The sequence below is a fragment of the Corynebacterium sp. genome (assembly GCF_022712275.1).
Lineage (GTDB): Bacteria > Actinomycetota > Actinomycetes > Mycobacteriales > Mycobacteriaceae > Corynebacterium.
The window spans coordinates 75,616-91,398 of record NZ_JALAGU010000051.1 but is presented as its reverse complement, the minus strand read 5'-3'; the positions used below and the strand labels follow the sequence as shown (position 1 = coordinate 91,398).

The 15,783-nt window shown below is 67.9% G+C and carries 16 protein-coding genes and 1 rRNA gene; all 17 read left to right on the top strand.

All coding sequences use genetic code 11. From position 1 onward, the window contains the following. The first annotated feature begins 23 nt into the window (after window positions 1-23). The 17 genes from rrf (at window position 24) to scpB (ending at window position 15,779) form a co-directional block, all read left to right on the top strand. Window positions 24-140: ribosomal RNA gene (gene rrf, locus Q0A27_RS12595) — 5S ribosomal RNA — on the top strand. A gap of 217 nt (window positions 141-357) precedes the next feature. Further along, the gene (locus Q0A27_RS12590) at window positions 358-1,506 is read left to right on the top strand and encodes a hypothetical protein (protein WP_291475984.1); all 1,149 of its coding nucleotides are present in this window, start codon (window positions 358-360) and stop codon (window positions 1,504-1,506) included. Between the two features lie 7 nt (window positions 1,507-1,513). After that, the gene (locus Q0A27_RS12585; RefSeq protein WP_291475983.1) at window positions 1,514-2,530 is read left to right on the top strand and encodes an HAD-IIA family hydrolase; all 1,017 of its coding nucleotides are present in this window, start codon (window positions 1,514-1,516) and stop codon (window positions 2,528-2,530) included. Beyond that, complete coding sequence (locus Q0A27_RS12580; RefSeq protein WP_291475982.1) at window positions 2,527-2,703, top strand: hypothetical protein; 177 nt, start codon at window positions 2,527-2,529, stop codon at window positions 2,701-2,703. Before Q0A27_RS12585 ends, Q0A27_RS12580 begins: the two co-directional genes overlap by 4 nt. After that, window positions 2,703-3,539 carry a TlyA family RNA methyltransferase gene (locus tag Q0A27_RS12575; protein WP_291475981.1) on the top strand — a complete coding sequence of 279 codons (837 nt, stop codon included), beginning with the start codon at window positions 2,703-2,705 and terminating at the stop codon, window positions 3,537-3,539. The genes Q0A27_RS12580 and Q0A27_RS12575 overlap by 1 nt, the downstream gene beginning before the upstream one ends. Further along, a complete protein-coding gene (locus tag Q0A27_RS12570; RefSeq protein ID WP_291475979.1) occupies window positions 3,536-4,459 on the top strand; it encodes an NAD kinase in 924 nt (307 codons plus the stop codon). Before Q0A27_RS12575 ends, Q0A27_RS12570 begins: the two co-directional genes overlap by 4 nt. A gap of 55 nt (window positions 4,460-4,514) precedes the next feature. After that, window positions 4,515-6,257, top strand: coding sequence for a DNA repair protein RecN (gene recN / locus Q0A27_RS12565; RefSeq protein ID WP_291475978.1), 1,743 nt, complete (start codon window positions 4,515-4,517; stop codon window positions 6,255-6,257). Window positions 6,258-6,372: 115 nt separating this feature from the next. Further along, complete coding sequence (locus Q0A27_RS12560) at window positions 6,373-7,368, top strand: LysR family transcriptional regulator (protein ID WP_291475977.1); 996 nt, start codon at window positions 6,373-6,375, stop codon at window positions 7,366-7,368. Then, window positions 7,365-7,880 carry an HPP family protein gene (locus tag Q0A27_RS12555; RefSeq protein WP_291475976.1) on the top strand — a complete coding sequence of 172 codons (516 nt, stop codon included), beginning with the start codon at window positions 7,365-7,367 and terminating at the stop codon, window positions 7,878-7,880. Before Q0A27_RS12560 ends, Q0A27_RS12555 begins: the two co-directional genes overlap by 4 nt. A 52-nt stretch (window positions 7,881-7,932) precedes the next feature. Next, window positions 7,933-9,126: a putative cytokinetic ring protein SteA gene (gene steA, locus Q0A27_RS12550; RefSeq protein ID WP_291475975.1), complete on the top strand. Its 1,194-nt coding sequence runs from the start codon at window positions 7,933-7,935 to the stop codon at window positions 9,124-9,126. Then, complete coding sequence (locus Q0A27_RS12545) at window positions 9,123-10,025, top strand: copper transporter (RefSeq protein WP_291475974.1); 903 nt, start codon at window positions 9,123-9,125, stop codon at window positions 10,023-10,025. Before steA ends, Q0A27_RS12545 begins: the two co-directional genes overlap by 4 nt. 48 nt (window positions 10,026-10,073) lie before the next feature. Next, window positions 10,074-11,747: a CTP synthase gene (locus Q0A27_RS12540; RefSeq protein WP_291475972.1), complete on the top strand. Its 1,674-nt coding sequence runs from the start codon at window positions 10,074-10,076 to the stop codon at window positions 11,745-11,747. 6 nt (window positions 11,748-11,753) lie between these two features. After that, on the top strand, window positions 11,754-12,413 hold the full coding sequence (locus tag Q0A27_RS12535) for an NUDIX domain-containing protein (protein ID WP_291475970.1): 660 nt from the start codon (window positions 11,754-11,756) through the stop codon (window positions 12,411-12,413). Beyond that, window positions 12,403-13,353 carry a tyrosine recombinase gene (locus Q0A27_RS12530; protein WP_291475969.1) on the top strand — a complete coding sequence of 317 codons (951 nt, stop codon included), beginning with the start codon at window positions 12,403-12,405 and terminating at the stop codon, window positions 13,351-13,353. Before Q0A27_RS12535 ends, Q0A27_RS12530 begins: the two co-directional genes overlap by 11 nt. 126 nt (window positions 13,354-13,479) lie before the next feature. Further along, on the top strand, window positions 13,480-14,346 hold the full coding sequence (locus tag Q0A27_RS12525; RefSeq protein ID WP_291475968.1) for a ParA family protein: 867 nt from the start codon (window positions 13,480-13,482) through the stop codon (window positions 14,344-14,346). Between the two features lie 23 nt (window positions 14,347-14,369). Beyond that, the gene (locus tag Q0A27_RS12520; RefSeq protein WP_291475988.1) at window positions 14,370-15,200 is read left to right on the top strand and encodes a segregation/condensation protein A; all 831 of its coding nucleotides are present in this window, start codon (window positions 14,370-14,372) and stop codon (window positions 15,198-15,200) included. A 33-nt stretch (window positions 15,201-15,233) separates the two neighbouring features. Beyond that, window positions 15,234-15,779, top strand: a complete 546-nt coding sequence (gene scpB, locus Q0A27_RS12515; protein WP_291475987.1) for an SMC-Scp complex subunit ScpB — start codon at window positions 15,234-15,236, stop codon at window positions 15,777-15,779. The last annotated feature ends 4 nt before the right edge of the window (window positions 15,780-15,783 follow it).

Below are 15,783 nucleotides of genomic sequence, written 5' to 3'. Positions count from 1 at the left end.
GTGTGTGTTGTTTCGTGTGTTTTGTCGGTGGTTTTAGCGGTGGGGTCACGCCCGGTCCCTTTCCGAACCCGGAAGCTAAGCCTGCCTGCGCCGATGGTACTGCACCTGGGAGGGTGTGGGAGAGTAGGACGCCGCCGGCATCTAACTTGAAATTGATGAAGCGGGGAGGGAGGCATACCAGGCTGGTGTGCCTCCCTCCCCGCTTTTCCGCGTGTGTAGCCTGTGCTGTCTCTTCACCATGTCAGCAACGGGAGCGCACGGTCTGAGCCCCTCCCCGGTGGGCCCGGACGCTGGTTGTCGAGGACACCAGTGACCTCTAGAATCGGGACAGTTGAGCTGATTCCAGAAAGGTATCTGATGAGCGAGTCTTCCGGCACGAGCGGATCGTACAACAACGGTCGTGACCGCGGCCGACAGCAGCGCGGCAGCGACCGTCGCCCGCAGGGGGACCGGGGCGGTTACCGCGGCCGTAACGAATCCCGTGGCGATGATCGTCGCGGTGGATACCGCGGTAGCAATGACCGTCGGGAGGACCGTCGTGGCGGTTACCGGGGCAACAACGAGCGTCGTGACGACCGCCGTGGTGGTTACCGCGGGAACAGTGAGCGTCGGGATGATCGACGTGACGACGACCACCGTGGTGGTTACCGTGGTGGCAGTGACCGCCGTGACGGTCGCCGTGATGACCGTCGTGGCGGTTACCGCGGCAACAACGACCGGCGCGGAGGAAGCCGGGGTAGCAACCGGAACGACACCGGCATCCGCCCCGACGGGCGTCGCCGTGACCACCACAATGGACCGCAGCGCTCCGGCTACCGTGAGAACCGTGTGAACGACCGGTTCAACGAGCCGGAGATACCCGCCGACATCAGCCCCAAGGAGCTGGATCCGGCCATCCGCCAGGAGCTCCGCAGCCTGTCCAAGGACAACGCCGACAAGGTCGCCGGCCACCTGATCATGGCCGCGTCCCTCATGGACGAGGACAGTGCCAAGGCACTCGCCCACGCCCGGGCAGCCAAGGAGCGCGGAGGACGCGTCTCCATCACCCGCGAGACCCTCGGTATCGCCGCCTACCATGCCGGTGAGTGGAAGGAAGCTCTGACCGAGCTCCGCGCTGCCCGCCGTATGGCCGGTGGACCCGGACTCCTCGCTGTCATGGCTGACTGCGAGCGTGGCCTGAACCACCCGGACAAGGCCATTGAGCTCGGGAGATCCGAGGAAGTCGCTGAACTGGATCCGGAGCAGCGTGCGGAACTGGCGATCGTCATCGCCGGCGCACACCACGATCTGAAGCAGATGGACGAGGCTCTCCTCGCCCTCGAGCCGGAGACCGCTGCCAACGATCTCCCCGAGGTCACTGCGCTGCGTGTCACCTACGCCTACGCCGATGCTCTCGCGAAAGCCGGACGTACCGATGAGGCCCGTACCTGGTTCACCAGGGCCTCGAAGCTCGACGTCCACGGCGTCCTTGACGCAGACGACCGGCTCGCCGAACTCAGCGAGTGACCCGCCGATGACGTCGCTGTCCTCCCTCGCCGCCACGCCCCACCAGATCCTCGACCGCTATGACGCGCTTCTCGTCGACCTCGACGGCACCGTCTTCCGCGGTGGAGTACCTGTCGACGGGGCCCGTGCCGGCCTTGCCGGACGCGCATCGGTGTACGTCACCAACAATGCCTCCCGTTCGCCGCAGCAGGTCGCTGAGCACCTCACATCCATCGGGTTCGAGGTGGAACCTGCTGACGTACTGACCTCGGCCCAGGCCGCCTGCACCCTGGCAGCGTCCATGCTGGAGGACAGTGCCCCGGCAGGCGGCGGCACCCGCCCGACCGCCTATGTGGTCGGTGCGGCGTCCTTCCGGGATCTCGCCACGTACGCAGGCTTCCGGGTCGTGGATTCCGCAGATGAACACCCCGACGTCGTCCTGCACGGGCACAGCCCGGAGAACAACTGGTCGATGCTCTCAGAGGCGGCACTCGCCGTGCGGGGCGGAGCGGTGTACGTGGCGTCCAACCTGGACACCACCCTGCCGAGTGAGCGGGGACTGCTCATCGGCAACGGATCACTTGTCGCCGCTGTCGTCAGTGCCACCGGCGTGACTCCGCACAGCGCGGGCAAGCCCGGCCCCGCGATGTTCGAGGTCGCTGCCCGCCAGCTCGGGGCCGAGCGTCCGCTGGCCGTCGGTGACCGGCTGGACACCGACATCGCCGGCGGTATCGCCGCCGGCATGGACACCCTCTGCGTCCTCACCGGAGTGTCCGGGCACCGCGAGATCCTGCACACCACCTGGCGTCCGACCTGGATCGCCGCGAACCTGCGGGACCACCTCGAGGGCTGGAGCGCACGGCAGGACGGCGACACGGTCGTCGTGGAGTCCGGTATCACCGGCGCTCCCGAGATCATGGCTGCAGAGGCGCTGGCTGTCTCCGCGCCGCTGGTGTGGGCCGCCGACGACAGGGGACAGGACCTCACCGTCGTCGCCGCCCCCGGTGACACGGCTGCTGTCGCCGCCCTGGAGGCGTGGCGGTGAGTGCCCCGCTGCCCGGCCCCGACCGGTTCGACGCCGACGCCCTCGTCGCAGAGGTGGACGCCCTGCTGTCCTCCGAGGCAGAAGGCGCCGAGGAGGCGGAACTGCTGGAGCGTGCCCACCGGGTGATCGCCGATGCGCTGGACGGGCACCGGAAGGATGCGGAGACACACTGATGGCCAAGTCCAAGGGAACGCAGCTACGTCGTCTCGACGCTGAGCTCGTCAAGCGTAAGATCGCCCGCTCACGCGAGCACGCCCGTGAGATGATCCTCGACGGCCGGGTCAGCGTCAACGGTATGGAGGCGAAGAAGCCCGCCACAGGTGTCGACGGCGAGGTGTCCATCCGTGTCACAGAGAGTGGCGACGACCGGTGGGCGTCCCGCGGTGCACACAAGCTTCTCGGCGCTCTCGCGGCCTTCGAACCGCAGGGCCTCGACCTGGCAGGTACACGGGTGCTCGACGCCGGGGCGTCCACCGGCGGTTTCACCGATGTCTGCCTGGACCGTGGGGTCTCCGAGGTCCTCGCCGTCGACGTCGGCTACGGCCAGCTCATCTGGCGGCTGCAGAACGATCCGCGCGTCACCGTGCTCGACCGCACCAACGTCCGCACCCTCACTCCCGACCAGCTGGACGGACAGGCGGACGCCATGGTCGGTGACCTGTCGTTCATCTCCATCGAGCTCGTGCTGCCGGCACTGGCTGCCTGTGTCCGCGACGGTGGCAGTCTGCTGCCGATGGTCAAGCCGCAGTTCCAGGTGGGCAAGGACCGGCTGGGCCACGGCGGCGTCGTCCGCTCGCCGGAGCTGCGTGCCGAGGTGACTCTCGGTGTGGCCCGTGAAGCACTGCGTCACGGTATGTCGACGAAGGCCGTGACCGCCTCCCCGTTGCCCGGTCCGAGCGGAAACGTGGAATACTTTCTGTGGTTGATCAAAGACGGTGGCGTGACGGCCCCGGATGATGAACAGCTGCAGGCAATGGTCGATTCTGCCGTCAAGGAGGGACCCCAGTGACCGACGAGACCCCCGCCCCCCGGGAAGTACTGCTGGTGGCGCACACCGGCGGAGATGACAAGCTCAGCTCCGCAGCCGCTGCCGCCCAGCAGCTCTCCGACGGTGGCCTGACCGTCCGCGTCATGTCCACCGGTGACCCCGCCCCGGTCGCCCGCCACGAGATCCTCGGGCGCTTCCCCCGCTACGGGCACACCCCGGACGCCGCACTCGGCGCGGACCTCGTCCTCGTACTCGGCGGTGACGGTACCTTCCTGCGTGCCGCCGACATCGCCCACGCCCAGGATGTGCCCGTCCTCGGTGTCAACATGGGTCACATCGGCTTCCTCGCCGAATGGGAGGGTGAGGACCTGCAGGCTGCGCTCGACCGGGTCATCGCCGGCGACTACCGCATCGAGAACCGCATGACGCTGTCGATCACGGTGCGTGATGCGCAGGGCCGCGTCCTCGGCACCGGCTGGGCGCTCAACGAGTGCTCCGTGGAGAACCTGAACCGTCAGGGCGTGCTGGATGCGATCCTCGAGGTCGACCAGCGTCCGGTGAGCTCCTTCGGCTGCGACGGTGTGCTCGTGTCCACCCCGACCGGGTCCACCGCGTACGCCTTCTCCGCCGGCGGACCGGTCCTCTGGCCGGAGCTGGAGTCCATCCTCGTCGTGCCCTCCAACGCCCACGCGCTGTTCTCCCGCCCGCTGGTCGTGTCCCCGGACTCGACCGTCGCCGTGGAGAGTAACCCGATGACGTCACCGGCGACCGCCGTGATGGACGGGTTCCGCCAGATCCACATGCCGCCCGGCTCCCGGGTCGAGGTGCGGCGTGGCCCGCAGGACGTCCGGTGGGTGCGCCTGGACTCCGAGCCGTTCGCCGACCGTATGGTCAAGAAGTTCCGCCTGCCGGTCACCGGGTGGCGTGGCCCGCGACGCTGACGATTGCGCCGAATACTGGAATCTCGATCATCTGTTCGGTAGAATTCGCCCCATCATGCTGACTGAACTGCAGATCCGGAATCTCGGGGTCATCGAGGAAGCCACGGCGGAGTTCGCCTCGGGTTTCACTGTCGTCACCGGTGAGACCGGTGCGGGTAAGACGATGGTGGTCACGGGCCTCAAACTTCTCTCGGGGGCGCGGGCGGACGCCCAGCGGGTGCGGGGTGGCACCGACAAAGCGTCGGTCGACGGCATCTTCCGCATCCTCGGTGGGAACGCAGACAGTGGCCCGGCAGACGGGGACGCCGACAAACTCGCTCAGATGGTCGAGGAAATCGGGGGCTATCTCGACGACGGGGAGGCGGTCGTCTGCCGCTCGGTCAACGCGTCCGGACGTTCCCGGGCGCACCTGGCGGGCCGGACTGTCGCCGCCGGTGTGCTTTCCGAGTTCACCTCCCGGCTGCTGACCATCCACGGCCAGTCCGACCAGCTCCAGCTCACGGATCCGGTGAAGCAGCTGCGTAGTCTCGATAACTTCGCCGGACTCGACAGTGACCGTCGGGAGTACCGCCGTCTGCGCCGTCAGTGGGCGGGACTGGCCCGGGATCTCAACGACCGGACCGTCAAACGCCGCGAGCTCGCCCTGGAGGCAGAGACACTGCGTCATGCACTGGCGCAGATCGACGAACTTGACCCGCAGCCCGGTGAAGACGAGGACCTCAAGGTGCGGATCAGTCGCCTGCAGGACGCCGATGACATCCGCGCGGCCGTGGCCACCGCGCTCACCGCCGTCGACGGGGACCCTGAGGGCGCGGGGGAGTCTGCCGCAGACGCACTGGGCATGGCGGCCTCTGTCCTGGAGGCTGCGGCGGGCGGCGACCCGAGAATCGCTGCTCTGGGCAGTCGTCTGGCGGGCCTGGTCGGTGAACTCGCCGACATCTCCGGTGAACTCGGGACAATGCTCTCCGCAGCTCCGGATCCGGAGAACCTGGAGGACCTGCTGCAGCGTCAGCAGGACCTGCGTGAACTGCGCACCTTCGCCGTCGATGTCGACGGTGCACTGGCCTGGCGGGACGAGGCGCGGGAGCGGCTCGGGGCCATCGACGTCTCCGATGACGTCCTCGAGGAGCTGCGGACGAAGGTCACCGAGGCCGCCGAGGAGATGCTCGACGCCGCCCGCCGGCTCGCGGCCGGTCGCATCGCGGCCTCCGCCAGGTTCGCTGAGGCCGTGACCGCTGAGATCAAGGGGCTGCAGATGGCCGCGGAATTCCGGGTGGAGGTCACCACCCACGGTGGCGACGGGAGGGTTCCGGGGAAGGACGCCACCACCGCCGACTGCGGTCCCGACGGCATCACCGAGGTCGAGTTCCAGCTGGTCCAGGGTGGGTCCGCCCACCCGCTGGGGGCCACCGCCTCCGGCGGTGAGCTTTCCCGCGTCATGCTCGCTCTGGAGGTCATCCTCGCCGGGGCGGGCCGCACGATGGTCTTCGACGAGGTCGACTCAGGCGTCGGTGGCCGGGCTGCCGTGGAGATCGGGAGACGGCTCGCCCGTCTCGCGGTCCACAACCAGGTCATCGTGGTCACCCACCTGCCTCAGGTCGCGGCGTTCGCCGACGCACATGTCCACGTCTCCAAGGCGGCGACCGATGCGACGGTGCGTTCCAGTGTGCGCACCCTCACCGAGGAGGAGCGGGTCGAGGAGCTGTCGCGGATGCTCGCGGGTCTCGAGTCGGACACAGGCCGGGCCCACGCCGAGGAACTCCTGGAGACCGCGCGGACGGCCAAGTCCGCCATGTGACCACTGCGGTCCGGTTCTCCCGTTCATTTTCGCCGTACGGTCGTGAGGTTTCGTGAGACGTTGCGTGACGCTCCAGGTGGGCGGCACCCCGGTCCGGTGCGGTAGCGTCAGCCCTATGTTGCTCACCCAGCTCGAGTACTTCGACGCGCTTGCCCGGGAACGCCACTTCGGACGTGCCGCCGCGTCCTGTTTCGTGACGACCTCGACGATGTCCGAGGCGGTCCGCAAACTCGAGGCGGAATTCGGCGTCCCGCTGGTCAACCGTGGCAGGTCCTCGTTCCGGGACCTCACTCCCGAGGGTGAGCTGCTGCTCACCCATATCCGTCGGATCCTGGCCGACCGTCGCAGGCTTGTGGAGGACCTCACTGCCGCCGGTGGAAACCTGTCGACGACCCTGCGGCTGGGCACCGTCCCCTCCGGTGACACCCGGGCCGCCGCCGTCATCGCCCGGCTCACCACCGCCCACCCCGGTGTCCGCGTGGAGGTGAGCACGGGGATCGGCAGTGCCGATCTCGTCGAGAAGCTCCGCTCCCACGACCTCGACGCCGCCGTGATCCACCCCGTCGACGACATCGACGGCGCCGTCGACCTGGACGGGCTCGCGCTCACTCCGATGGAACCGGTGCGCTACGCCGTCGTGCTCACCGAGGGATTGGTCGCCACCCTCGGACCGGGGCTGGGCCCGTCCCACGGTCCGGACGCAGGCCGGGACCGGATCAGCGCGGTCGATCTCGCCAGGCTTCCGGTCGCTCTGCTTTCCCCGGGAATGCTCGCCCGCACCTGTTTTGACCGGGCCATGACATCCGTCGGAGTGTCGGTGGCTCCCACCGTGGAATCCGGTTCGGTGGCCTCACTGACCGCTCTTGCGGCCACCGGCCGGTGGGCCGCGGTCGTACCAGTGGGAACTCCGGGCGTGACCTCCGGCGACCTGCGTCTGCTGCCACTGGTCGATCCGGTGGTCGAGATCCCTGCCGCCGTCGCCAGACTCGCGACCCGGCCGGTCACCAGGTTGGGCACCGCCGTCGACAATGCCGCCACCGGGGCGGACACCGCAGACACCGGAACGAACACCGGGAACGCGTCCGAGGTCTCCGCAGGGGACATGCGGTGAGCCACGCGCTGCGGTCGGTCGGCCGCACGCTGCGCAGGTCCTTCACCCGCACCCAACCCCGGTTCTCCGTTCCGGCGATCCTGTTGTCCGGGTTCGCGTCGATGACGGTCATCGCCCTGCTCGGGTTCTTCTCCGATATTGTCGGTCACCCACTGCTCATGGCGAGCTTCGGTGCGTCCTGCGTCCTCGAGTTCGTTCTGCCGAAAGCTCCGGTCTCCCAGCCGATCAATGTCATCGGCGGGCACATGATCTCCGCTGTGGCGGGACTGACGGTGGTGACCACCATGCCGACGGAATGGTGGTCGATGTCCCTGGCGACCGGAGCCGCGATCATGGTCATGGTGGCACTGCGCGTCCTCCATCCGCCGGCGGCGGGCATCCCCTTGATCATCATGCTCGACGGCGAGACCTGGAGCTACCTGCTCACTCCGGTGGTCATCGGCGCGATCTTCGTCACCGTGTGCGGATCGCTGTACCGGTGGGGGATGAAGAAGGCCAGGTTAGTGCGCTGACTGTGGCGCTCACCGGCGCGCCTCCGCCGGAAAAGGAGACCCACAGTTCACAATGTCCACCATGATCTTCTCCCGTACCGACGACACCCCAGGCATCCACGGCCATACCCGGGACTGCACCGGCGCGAAGGGCAGTTCCACACTGGCCAAGCTCGGCGAGGGCGACATCGTCGTCATCGACGCCCCGGACATCAACCGGGCACTCGCCCAGAAGCTCATCGACGCCAAGGTTGCCGGTGTGGTGAACACCGCCGCCTTCACCACCGGTAACGTCCCCAACTTCGGTCCCCAGATGCTGCTGGACGCCGGAGTCACCCTCGTGGAGAACGCGGACCCCGCGCTGCCCGGGAAGACGAAGAACGGGAAGAAGGGTCGCCTCGACGACGGCAAGATCTTCTACGGGGACCGCTCCATCGGCAAGGGTGAGATCCTCGACGAGGACACCGCCCGCACCCGGTTCCTCGATGCCCGTGAGGCGCTCGTCGACCACATGGAGGCGCTTTCCGGCAACACCGCCGAGTTCGTCAGCACCGAGGCCCCGCTGCTCATCGACGGACTCGGTGTCCCCGAGGTCGAGGTCGACATGGACGACCGGAAGGTCCTCATCGTCAGCCCTGACCCGGAGCTGGAGACCAAGCTCAAGGCGCTGCGCTACTTCATCCGCGAGTACGACCCCGTGCTCATCGGTGTGGACCAGGCCGTCGACGAACTGGTCCGGCACGGCTACCGTCCGTCGGTGATCATCGGTGACCCCGAGCTGATCTCCTCGGACAACCTGCGGTCCGGCGCGACTGTCATCCTGCCCGCCGACCCCGACGGTCACGCCGCGGGACTGGAGCGTATCCAGGACCTCGGTGTCGGAGCGATGACCTTCCCCGCCGCCACCGGAGACGCCACCGATCTGGCCCTGCTGCTCGCCGAATACCACGGCGCGTCCATGGTCGTGAACCTCGGACCGACCGTCGACCTGGAGCGCATCTTCGACACCGCCTCGGCCCCGGACACCCCCTCCTCGATGCTCTCGCGCCTGAAAGTCGGCAGCCGCTTCGTCGACTCCTCCGCCGTCGCCGAGCTCTACCGTGTCTCCCGCTCCGGCGGAGGCTGGCTGTGGGCGATCCTCGGCATCATCGCCGCGATCCTGGTGATCATCCTCATCGCGGGGCTCAGTGGTTCCGAAGGCTTCGTCGACAACCTCGTCGACAGCTGGAACAACATCGCCACGAAGTTCCAGGACCTGTTCTCGTGAGCGGCCCGAAGATCCTCGGTGGGGTAGCAGCCGGTATCGCCGCCGGAACACTGTTCGGTTTCTACGTCCTCGCCCCCAATGTGGAGGGTGGGCCCACGGCCGTGGACTCCGGTGTCCAGGAGGAGCTGGATTCCACCCGCGACGAACTCTCGGCGTCCACCGCCGGTCTGGACGCCGATGACGCTGTTCTCGATGAACTGGCCTCCGGTGCCGTGCGGGACGATCTCAAGGACCGCAGTGTCCTCGTCGTGGGCATGCCCGACGCCGACGAGGAGGTGGTCGACGCCCAGCGCGCGCTGCTCTCCGATGCGGGCGCGACGGATGCGGGGACGCTGTCGTTCACTGACGACGTCCTCTCCCAGGACAAGGCGGACGCCGTGAAATCCCTGGCAGCGAACACCCTGCCGGCCGGGGCGAAGCTTTCCGAGGACCGCCGGGACCCCGGCTACCACCTTGGTCAGGTCGTCGGTCAGGCGCTCCGCAGTGAGGGGGACCGGGTGTCGGAGGCCTCCGAGTCCGACCGTTCCCTGCTGCTCGGCGCTCTCGACAAGGGTGGTTTCCTCGACGGCGGGATCCCGGAGCTGGAATCCGCGGATGCCGTGGTCGTGGTCACCGGGTCCACCGGCGGATACGCCGGTACCTTCACCGCCGACCTGGCCGCGGGGCTGGACGCCGTCACCGGCGGGGTCGTCCTCGCCGGCGACTGGGCCTCGACCACCGACGGTGGTGCACTGGAGATCCTGCGTGCCGACCGGGCGGACACTGAGAAGGTCAGCACCGTCGACAACGCCGACCGCACCGCCGGGCGGATCACCGTGGTGCGGGCCCTGGCCCAGCAGTTGGACGGCAAAGCCGGGTCCTACGGCGCGGCGGAAAGTGCCGCGATGCCCTCGCTGTGATAGGCTGAAGTCCCGTAGGTTTTATCGGTTACCACCACGGGAGTTGACGTGTCTCAGGGGCGCAGCGAGCAGCACACCAAGTTCATCTTTGTCACGGGGGGTGTCGTCTCTTCGCTGGGTAAGGGCCTCACCGCCGCCAGCCTGGGACAGCTCCTCGTGTCCCGTGGGCTGACCGTGACCATGCAGAAGCTGGATCCGTACCTCAACGTCGATCCGGGCACCATGAACCCCTTCGAGCATGGTGAGGTCTTCGTCACCGACGACGGCGCCGAGACCGACCTCGACCTGGGGCACTACGAGCGCTTCCTCGACCGGAGCCTCACCAAGAACGCGAACGTCACCACCGGCAAGGTGTACTCCACCGTCATCGCCAAGGAGCGTCGCGGGGAGTTCCTCGGCAAGACCGTCCAGGTCATCCCGCACATCACCGACGAGATCAAGGCCCGCATCCTCGCCCAGGCCGCCCCGGACGCCGACGGCGTCGTCCCGGACGTCGTCATATCCGAGGTCGGTGGCACCGTCGGTGACATCGAGTCCCAGCCCTTCCTCGAGGCCGCCCGCCAGGTCCGCCACGAGGTCGGCCGCGAGAACATCTTCTTCATCCACGTCTCCCTGGTGCCCTACCTGGCACCGTCCGGCGAGCTGAAGACCAAGCCGACCCAGCACTCGGTCGCCGAACTGCGCAGCATCGGTATCATCCCGGACGCCATCGTCCTGCGCTGTGACCGCGAGGTTCCGCAGGGACTGAAGAAGAAGATCGCCCTGATGACCGACGTCGACGAAGAGGGCGTCATCTCGTGCGCGGACTCCTCCTCGATCTACAATATTCCGAAGGTGCTCTACAACGAGCACCTCGACTCCTTCCTCATCCGCAAGCTGAACCTCCCGTTCCGGGACGTGGACTGGACCGTCTGGGGCAACCTGCTCGACCGCGTCCATAACCCGCAGGGAGAGGTCACCGTTGCACTGGTCGGCAAGTACATCGATCTGCCGGACGCCTACCTGTCCGTCGCCGAGGCCATCCGCGCCGGCGCCTTCGGTGAGCGTCGCAAGGCCACCATCCGCTGGGTCGCCGCCGATGACTGCGCCACCCCGGAGGGTGCCCGGAAGCAGCTCGGCGACGTCGACGCGGTCGTCGTCCCCGGTGGCTTCGGTGTCCGCGGTATCGAGGGCAAGATCGCCGCGGTGACCTACTGCCGCGAGAACCTCATCCCGATGCTCGGCATCTGCCTCGGTCTGCAGTGCACCGTCATTGAGGCGGCCAAGGCCGCCGGCATCGACGACGCGTCCTCCACCGAGTTCGCCGAGGAGCTGGGTGCCACCGGTACCCCGGTGATCTCCACCATGGCCGAGCAGGAGGCTGCCGTGCACGGTGAGGCAGACCTGGGCGGCACCATGCGTCTCGGTGCCTACCCGGCCGTCCTGGCCGAGGGCTCGGTCCTGGCCGACACCTACGGGACCACCGAGGTCTCCGAGCGCCACCGTCACCGCTTCGAGGTGAACAACGCCTACAAGGAGCAGATCACCGAGGGGTCCGGTCTGCAGTTCTCCGGTACCTCCCCGGACGGCCGTCTCGTCGAGTTCGTCGAGTACCCGAAGGACGTTCACCCGTACCTCGTCGCCACTCAGGCGCACCCGGAGTACAAGTCGCGCCCGACCCGCCCGCACCCGCTGTTCGCCGGCCTGGTCAGGGCCGCTGTCGCCCGTCGCGAGGCGAAGTAGCCTCTCATGGCTGACCTCTACCGCACCCTGTCCAGCGACCTGCTGGTGGACGCTCCGATCCTCGCGTTGCGACGGGACCGGATCTCCACCGCCACCGGGGAAGCGACCCGGGAGGTCGTCGAGCACTTCGGCGCCGCTGCGGTGGTCGCGGTCCGGGAGACGGGGGAGAGTCGTGAGGTCCTGCTCATCCGTCAGTACCGGCGACCGGTCGGACGCTACCTCTGGGAGTTGCCCGCCGGCATCCTCGACCTCGTCGGCGAGGATCCGCTGACCGGGGCGCAGCGTGAACTGGCCGAGGAGGCCGGCGTCGCGGCGTCCGGGTGGCATCTGTTGGGCGACATCGTCACCTCACCGGGTACCAGTGAGGAGATCTGCCGGATCTTCCTCGCCGAGGGCGTCCGCCCGCTGACGGCGGAGGAGTCGGGTGCCCTGCCTGAGGCGGAGGGTGAGGAAGCGGACATGACGCGCCGCTGGGTGCCGGTCGACGAAGCCGTCGGTATGGTCCGCCGTGGCGAGGTGGAGAACTCAATTGCCGTCGCCGGTCTGCTGCACCTGGCTGTCGGGACGCGTCGTGAGGTGACCGAACCGTTCGCGAAGACCTCCGCCCTGGCCGACCGGCGGTCGGTCGGGCAGGAGCCCGGCACCGACATGAAGCATGTCCGCTGACACACCGTCACAGGATGCGGCACTGCGCCGCGACTGGTTCCGCCACCTGCGCACCGAGCGCGGCCTGAGCTCCAACACCCTGGAGAACTACGGTCGTGACGCCGACCGCTATCTCACCTGGCTCGACGGTGAAGGACTGACCGTCGCCACAGCACAGGTCGCCGACATCGAACGGTTCATCGCCGACCTGCGCAAAGGCAATGAGGTGACCGGGGGGCGGCCGCTGGCGCAGACCTCGGCAGCCCGGTCGTTGAGCACGGTGCGCAGCCTCCACGCCTTCGCTGCGCGGGACCGGGGCATCCCGGATGCCGCCGACGCCGTCCCGGTCTCCCAGCAGCGTGCGGACCTGCCGAAGGCCCTCACCATCGACCAGGTCACCGCACTCATCGAGGCGGTTCCGGTAGGGGAGGACGCCCGTCCGCTCGATCTGCGCGACCGCGCATTGGTCGAGCTGTTGTATTCCACCGGCGCCCGGATCAGCGAGGTGCTGGACCTCAATGTCGACGACATCGACCGGACCCAGGACACCGTCCTGCTGCGCGGCAAAGGTGACCATGAACGCGTCGTCCCGGTGGGAACTCCGGCACTTGCGGCGGTGGACGCCTACCTCGTCCGGGCACGACCGACCCTGGCTGCGCGGGGTTCGGGCCGGGCAGGCGGTGACGGGGCAGCGCTGTTCCTCACCTCGTCCGGCAGACGGATGCGACGCCAGTCCGGGTTCAATGTCGTGGCGGCGGCAGGGGAGAAGGCAGGGCTGGGAAAGGTGAGTCCGCACGCGCTGCGGCACAGCTTCGCCACCCATCTGCTCGCCGGCGGGGCGGACATCCGGGTGGTCCAGGAACTTCTCGGTCACTCCCATGTGGTGACCACACAGATCTACGCCAAGGTGACCCCGGACCTGCTCCGTGAATCCTGGGCTCTGTCACATCCCAGGACTTGACCAGCAATGCCTGCCGCAGGGCTGCTCCGCTGCGTGATACTGTGGCCCATGTGATTCCTGGGCCGGGGTGCCTCCGGACCAGGTCAAGAGAACGGGACGTGAGTCCAGGTAAGGAGCTTGACGCAGATGGCTGAGACCAACGACGGTCTGTTCAGGGAGCCTGAGATGGGCCTGACGGGCCGACCGCTGCGCGAGATCCCCACCCCGGCACCCGTCGATTCCCATGGACCCGCGACCGTCATCGCCATGTGCAATCAGAAGGGTGGCGTGGGTAAGACCACGTCCACGATCAACATGGGGGCGGCGCTGGCCGAGTACGGCCGTAAGGTTCTGCTCGTCGACCTGGACCCGCAGGGTGCCCTGTCCGCCGGACTCGGTATCCAGCACGAGGACCTCGACACCACCGTCTACAACCTCCTCGTCGACCGGGACGCCACGCTCGAGGACGCGCTGCACCACACCGCAGTCGAGAATCTGGACGTCATCCCGGCCAACATCGATCTCTCGGCCGCGGAGATCCAGCTGGTCAACGAGGTCGGCCGCGAGCAGTCGCTGGCCCGGGCGCTGCGTCCGGTGATGAAGGACTACGACTACATCATCGTCGACTGCCAGCCGTCCCTCGGACTGCTCACCGTCAACGCACTGTGCTGTGCCGACGGCGTCATCATCCCGATGGAGTGCACCTACTTCTCGCTGCGCGGCCTGGCTCTGCTGCACGATACCGTGGACAAGGTCAGGGACCGGCTGAACTTCCGCCTGGAGGTCCTCGGCATCCTCGTGACCCTCTTCGACCGACGGACCAACCACTCCCGCCAGGTCATGAACCGGGTGGTGGAGGTCTTCGGTGACCGGGTCTTCGACACGGTCATCACCCGCACGGTGAGGTTCCCGGAGACCACTGTCGCCGGCGAGCCGATCACCTCCTGGGCACCGTCCTCCGAGGGCGCCAAGCAGTACCGCGACCTGGCCGCCGAGGTCATCGAGAGGACGTAACGGTGGCTGCCGACGCTGCGGGTATGCCGGACGCCGTGGACGTGGCGGTCACCGAGCCTGTCCAGCCGGAGATCACCGGGTTCCGGGTCGCCCTGGCGAACTTCGACGGCCCCTTCGACCTGCTGCTCCAGCTCATCCACTCCCATAAGATGGATGTCACGGAGATCGCCCTGGCGACCGTGACCGACGAGTTCATCGCCTACACCCGGTCGCTGACCGGCTCGGCGGATGACCTGGACGAGGTCACCGAGTTCCTCGTCGTCGCAGCGACCCTGCTCGACCTCAAGGCCGCCCGGCTCGTGCCGCGGGGTGAGGTGGAGAACGAGGAGGATCTGGCGCTGCTGGAGTCCCGCGACCTGTTGTTTGCCCGACTGCTGCAGTACAAGGCCTACAAGTCCGTCGCGGAACTCTTCGCCGGCTGGCAACGGGACGCGGCGCGCAGTTACCCGGTCCAGTTGTCCCCGGAGCCGCAGTTCGTCGACCTCATGCCGCCGGTGGAGCTGGGGCTGACCCCCGACCAGTTCGCCGAGATCGCGGCGTCCGCGTTCCGTCCGAAACCGCACGAGGTCGCCACCGGGCATATCCATGTCCAGGCGGTGTCCGTGCCGGAACAGGCCGGGCACATCCTGTCGACGCTGCGTGTCGCCGGTGCCGACCACTGGGTCAGTTTCGCCACTCTGATCTCGGACTGTGACCTGTCGATGACCGTGGTCGGACGCTTCCTCGCGCTGCTGGAACTGTACAAGGCCCGCGCGGTGGGTATCGAACAGCCCGAACCGCTGGGGGAGTTGAGCGTGGCGTGGACCGGGCTGGACGTCGACCCGTCGGTCGTCGCGGCGAGCAACTGGGACTGATCAGGACTATCAAGGAGATTCAGCGTGGGAACCATGGAACCCGTGTCACTGCTGCGCAGCAGGCTGGAGTCACTGCTGCTCATCGCCGATGAGCCGACGACGGCGACGGATTTCGCCCGTCTGCTCGACGTGCCCGCGGCCGAGGTCACCGAGACCCTGACGGAGATCGCCAGCGAGTTTTCGGACCGGGGGATGGGCTTCGAACTGCGGGAGCGTGAGGGGGCCTGGCGGCTCTACACACGCCGGGACAACTCAGAGACGGTGGAGGCGAAGGTCCTCGACGGGGCGCAGTCGCGGCTCTCGCGCGCGGCACTGGAGACCCTGGCCGTGATCGCCTACCGGCAGCCGGTGACCCGGTCCCAGGTGGCCGCGATCCGTGGTGTGAACTGCGATGGAGTCATGCGCACCCTGACCCTGCGTGGGCTCATCGCGGAGGTCGGCGTGACCGGTGAGATCGGTGGCGCACACCTCTACGCCACCACGGAGCTCTTCCTGGAGCAACTCGGCATCGAGTCACTCGAGGCACTGCCGAACCTCGCCCCGCTGCTGCCGGATGTGGATCAGATCGACCTGCCGTGAGCGA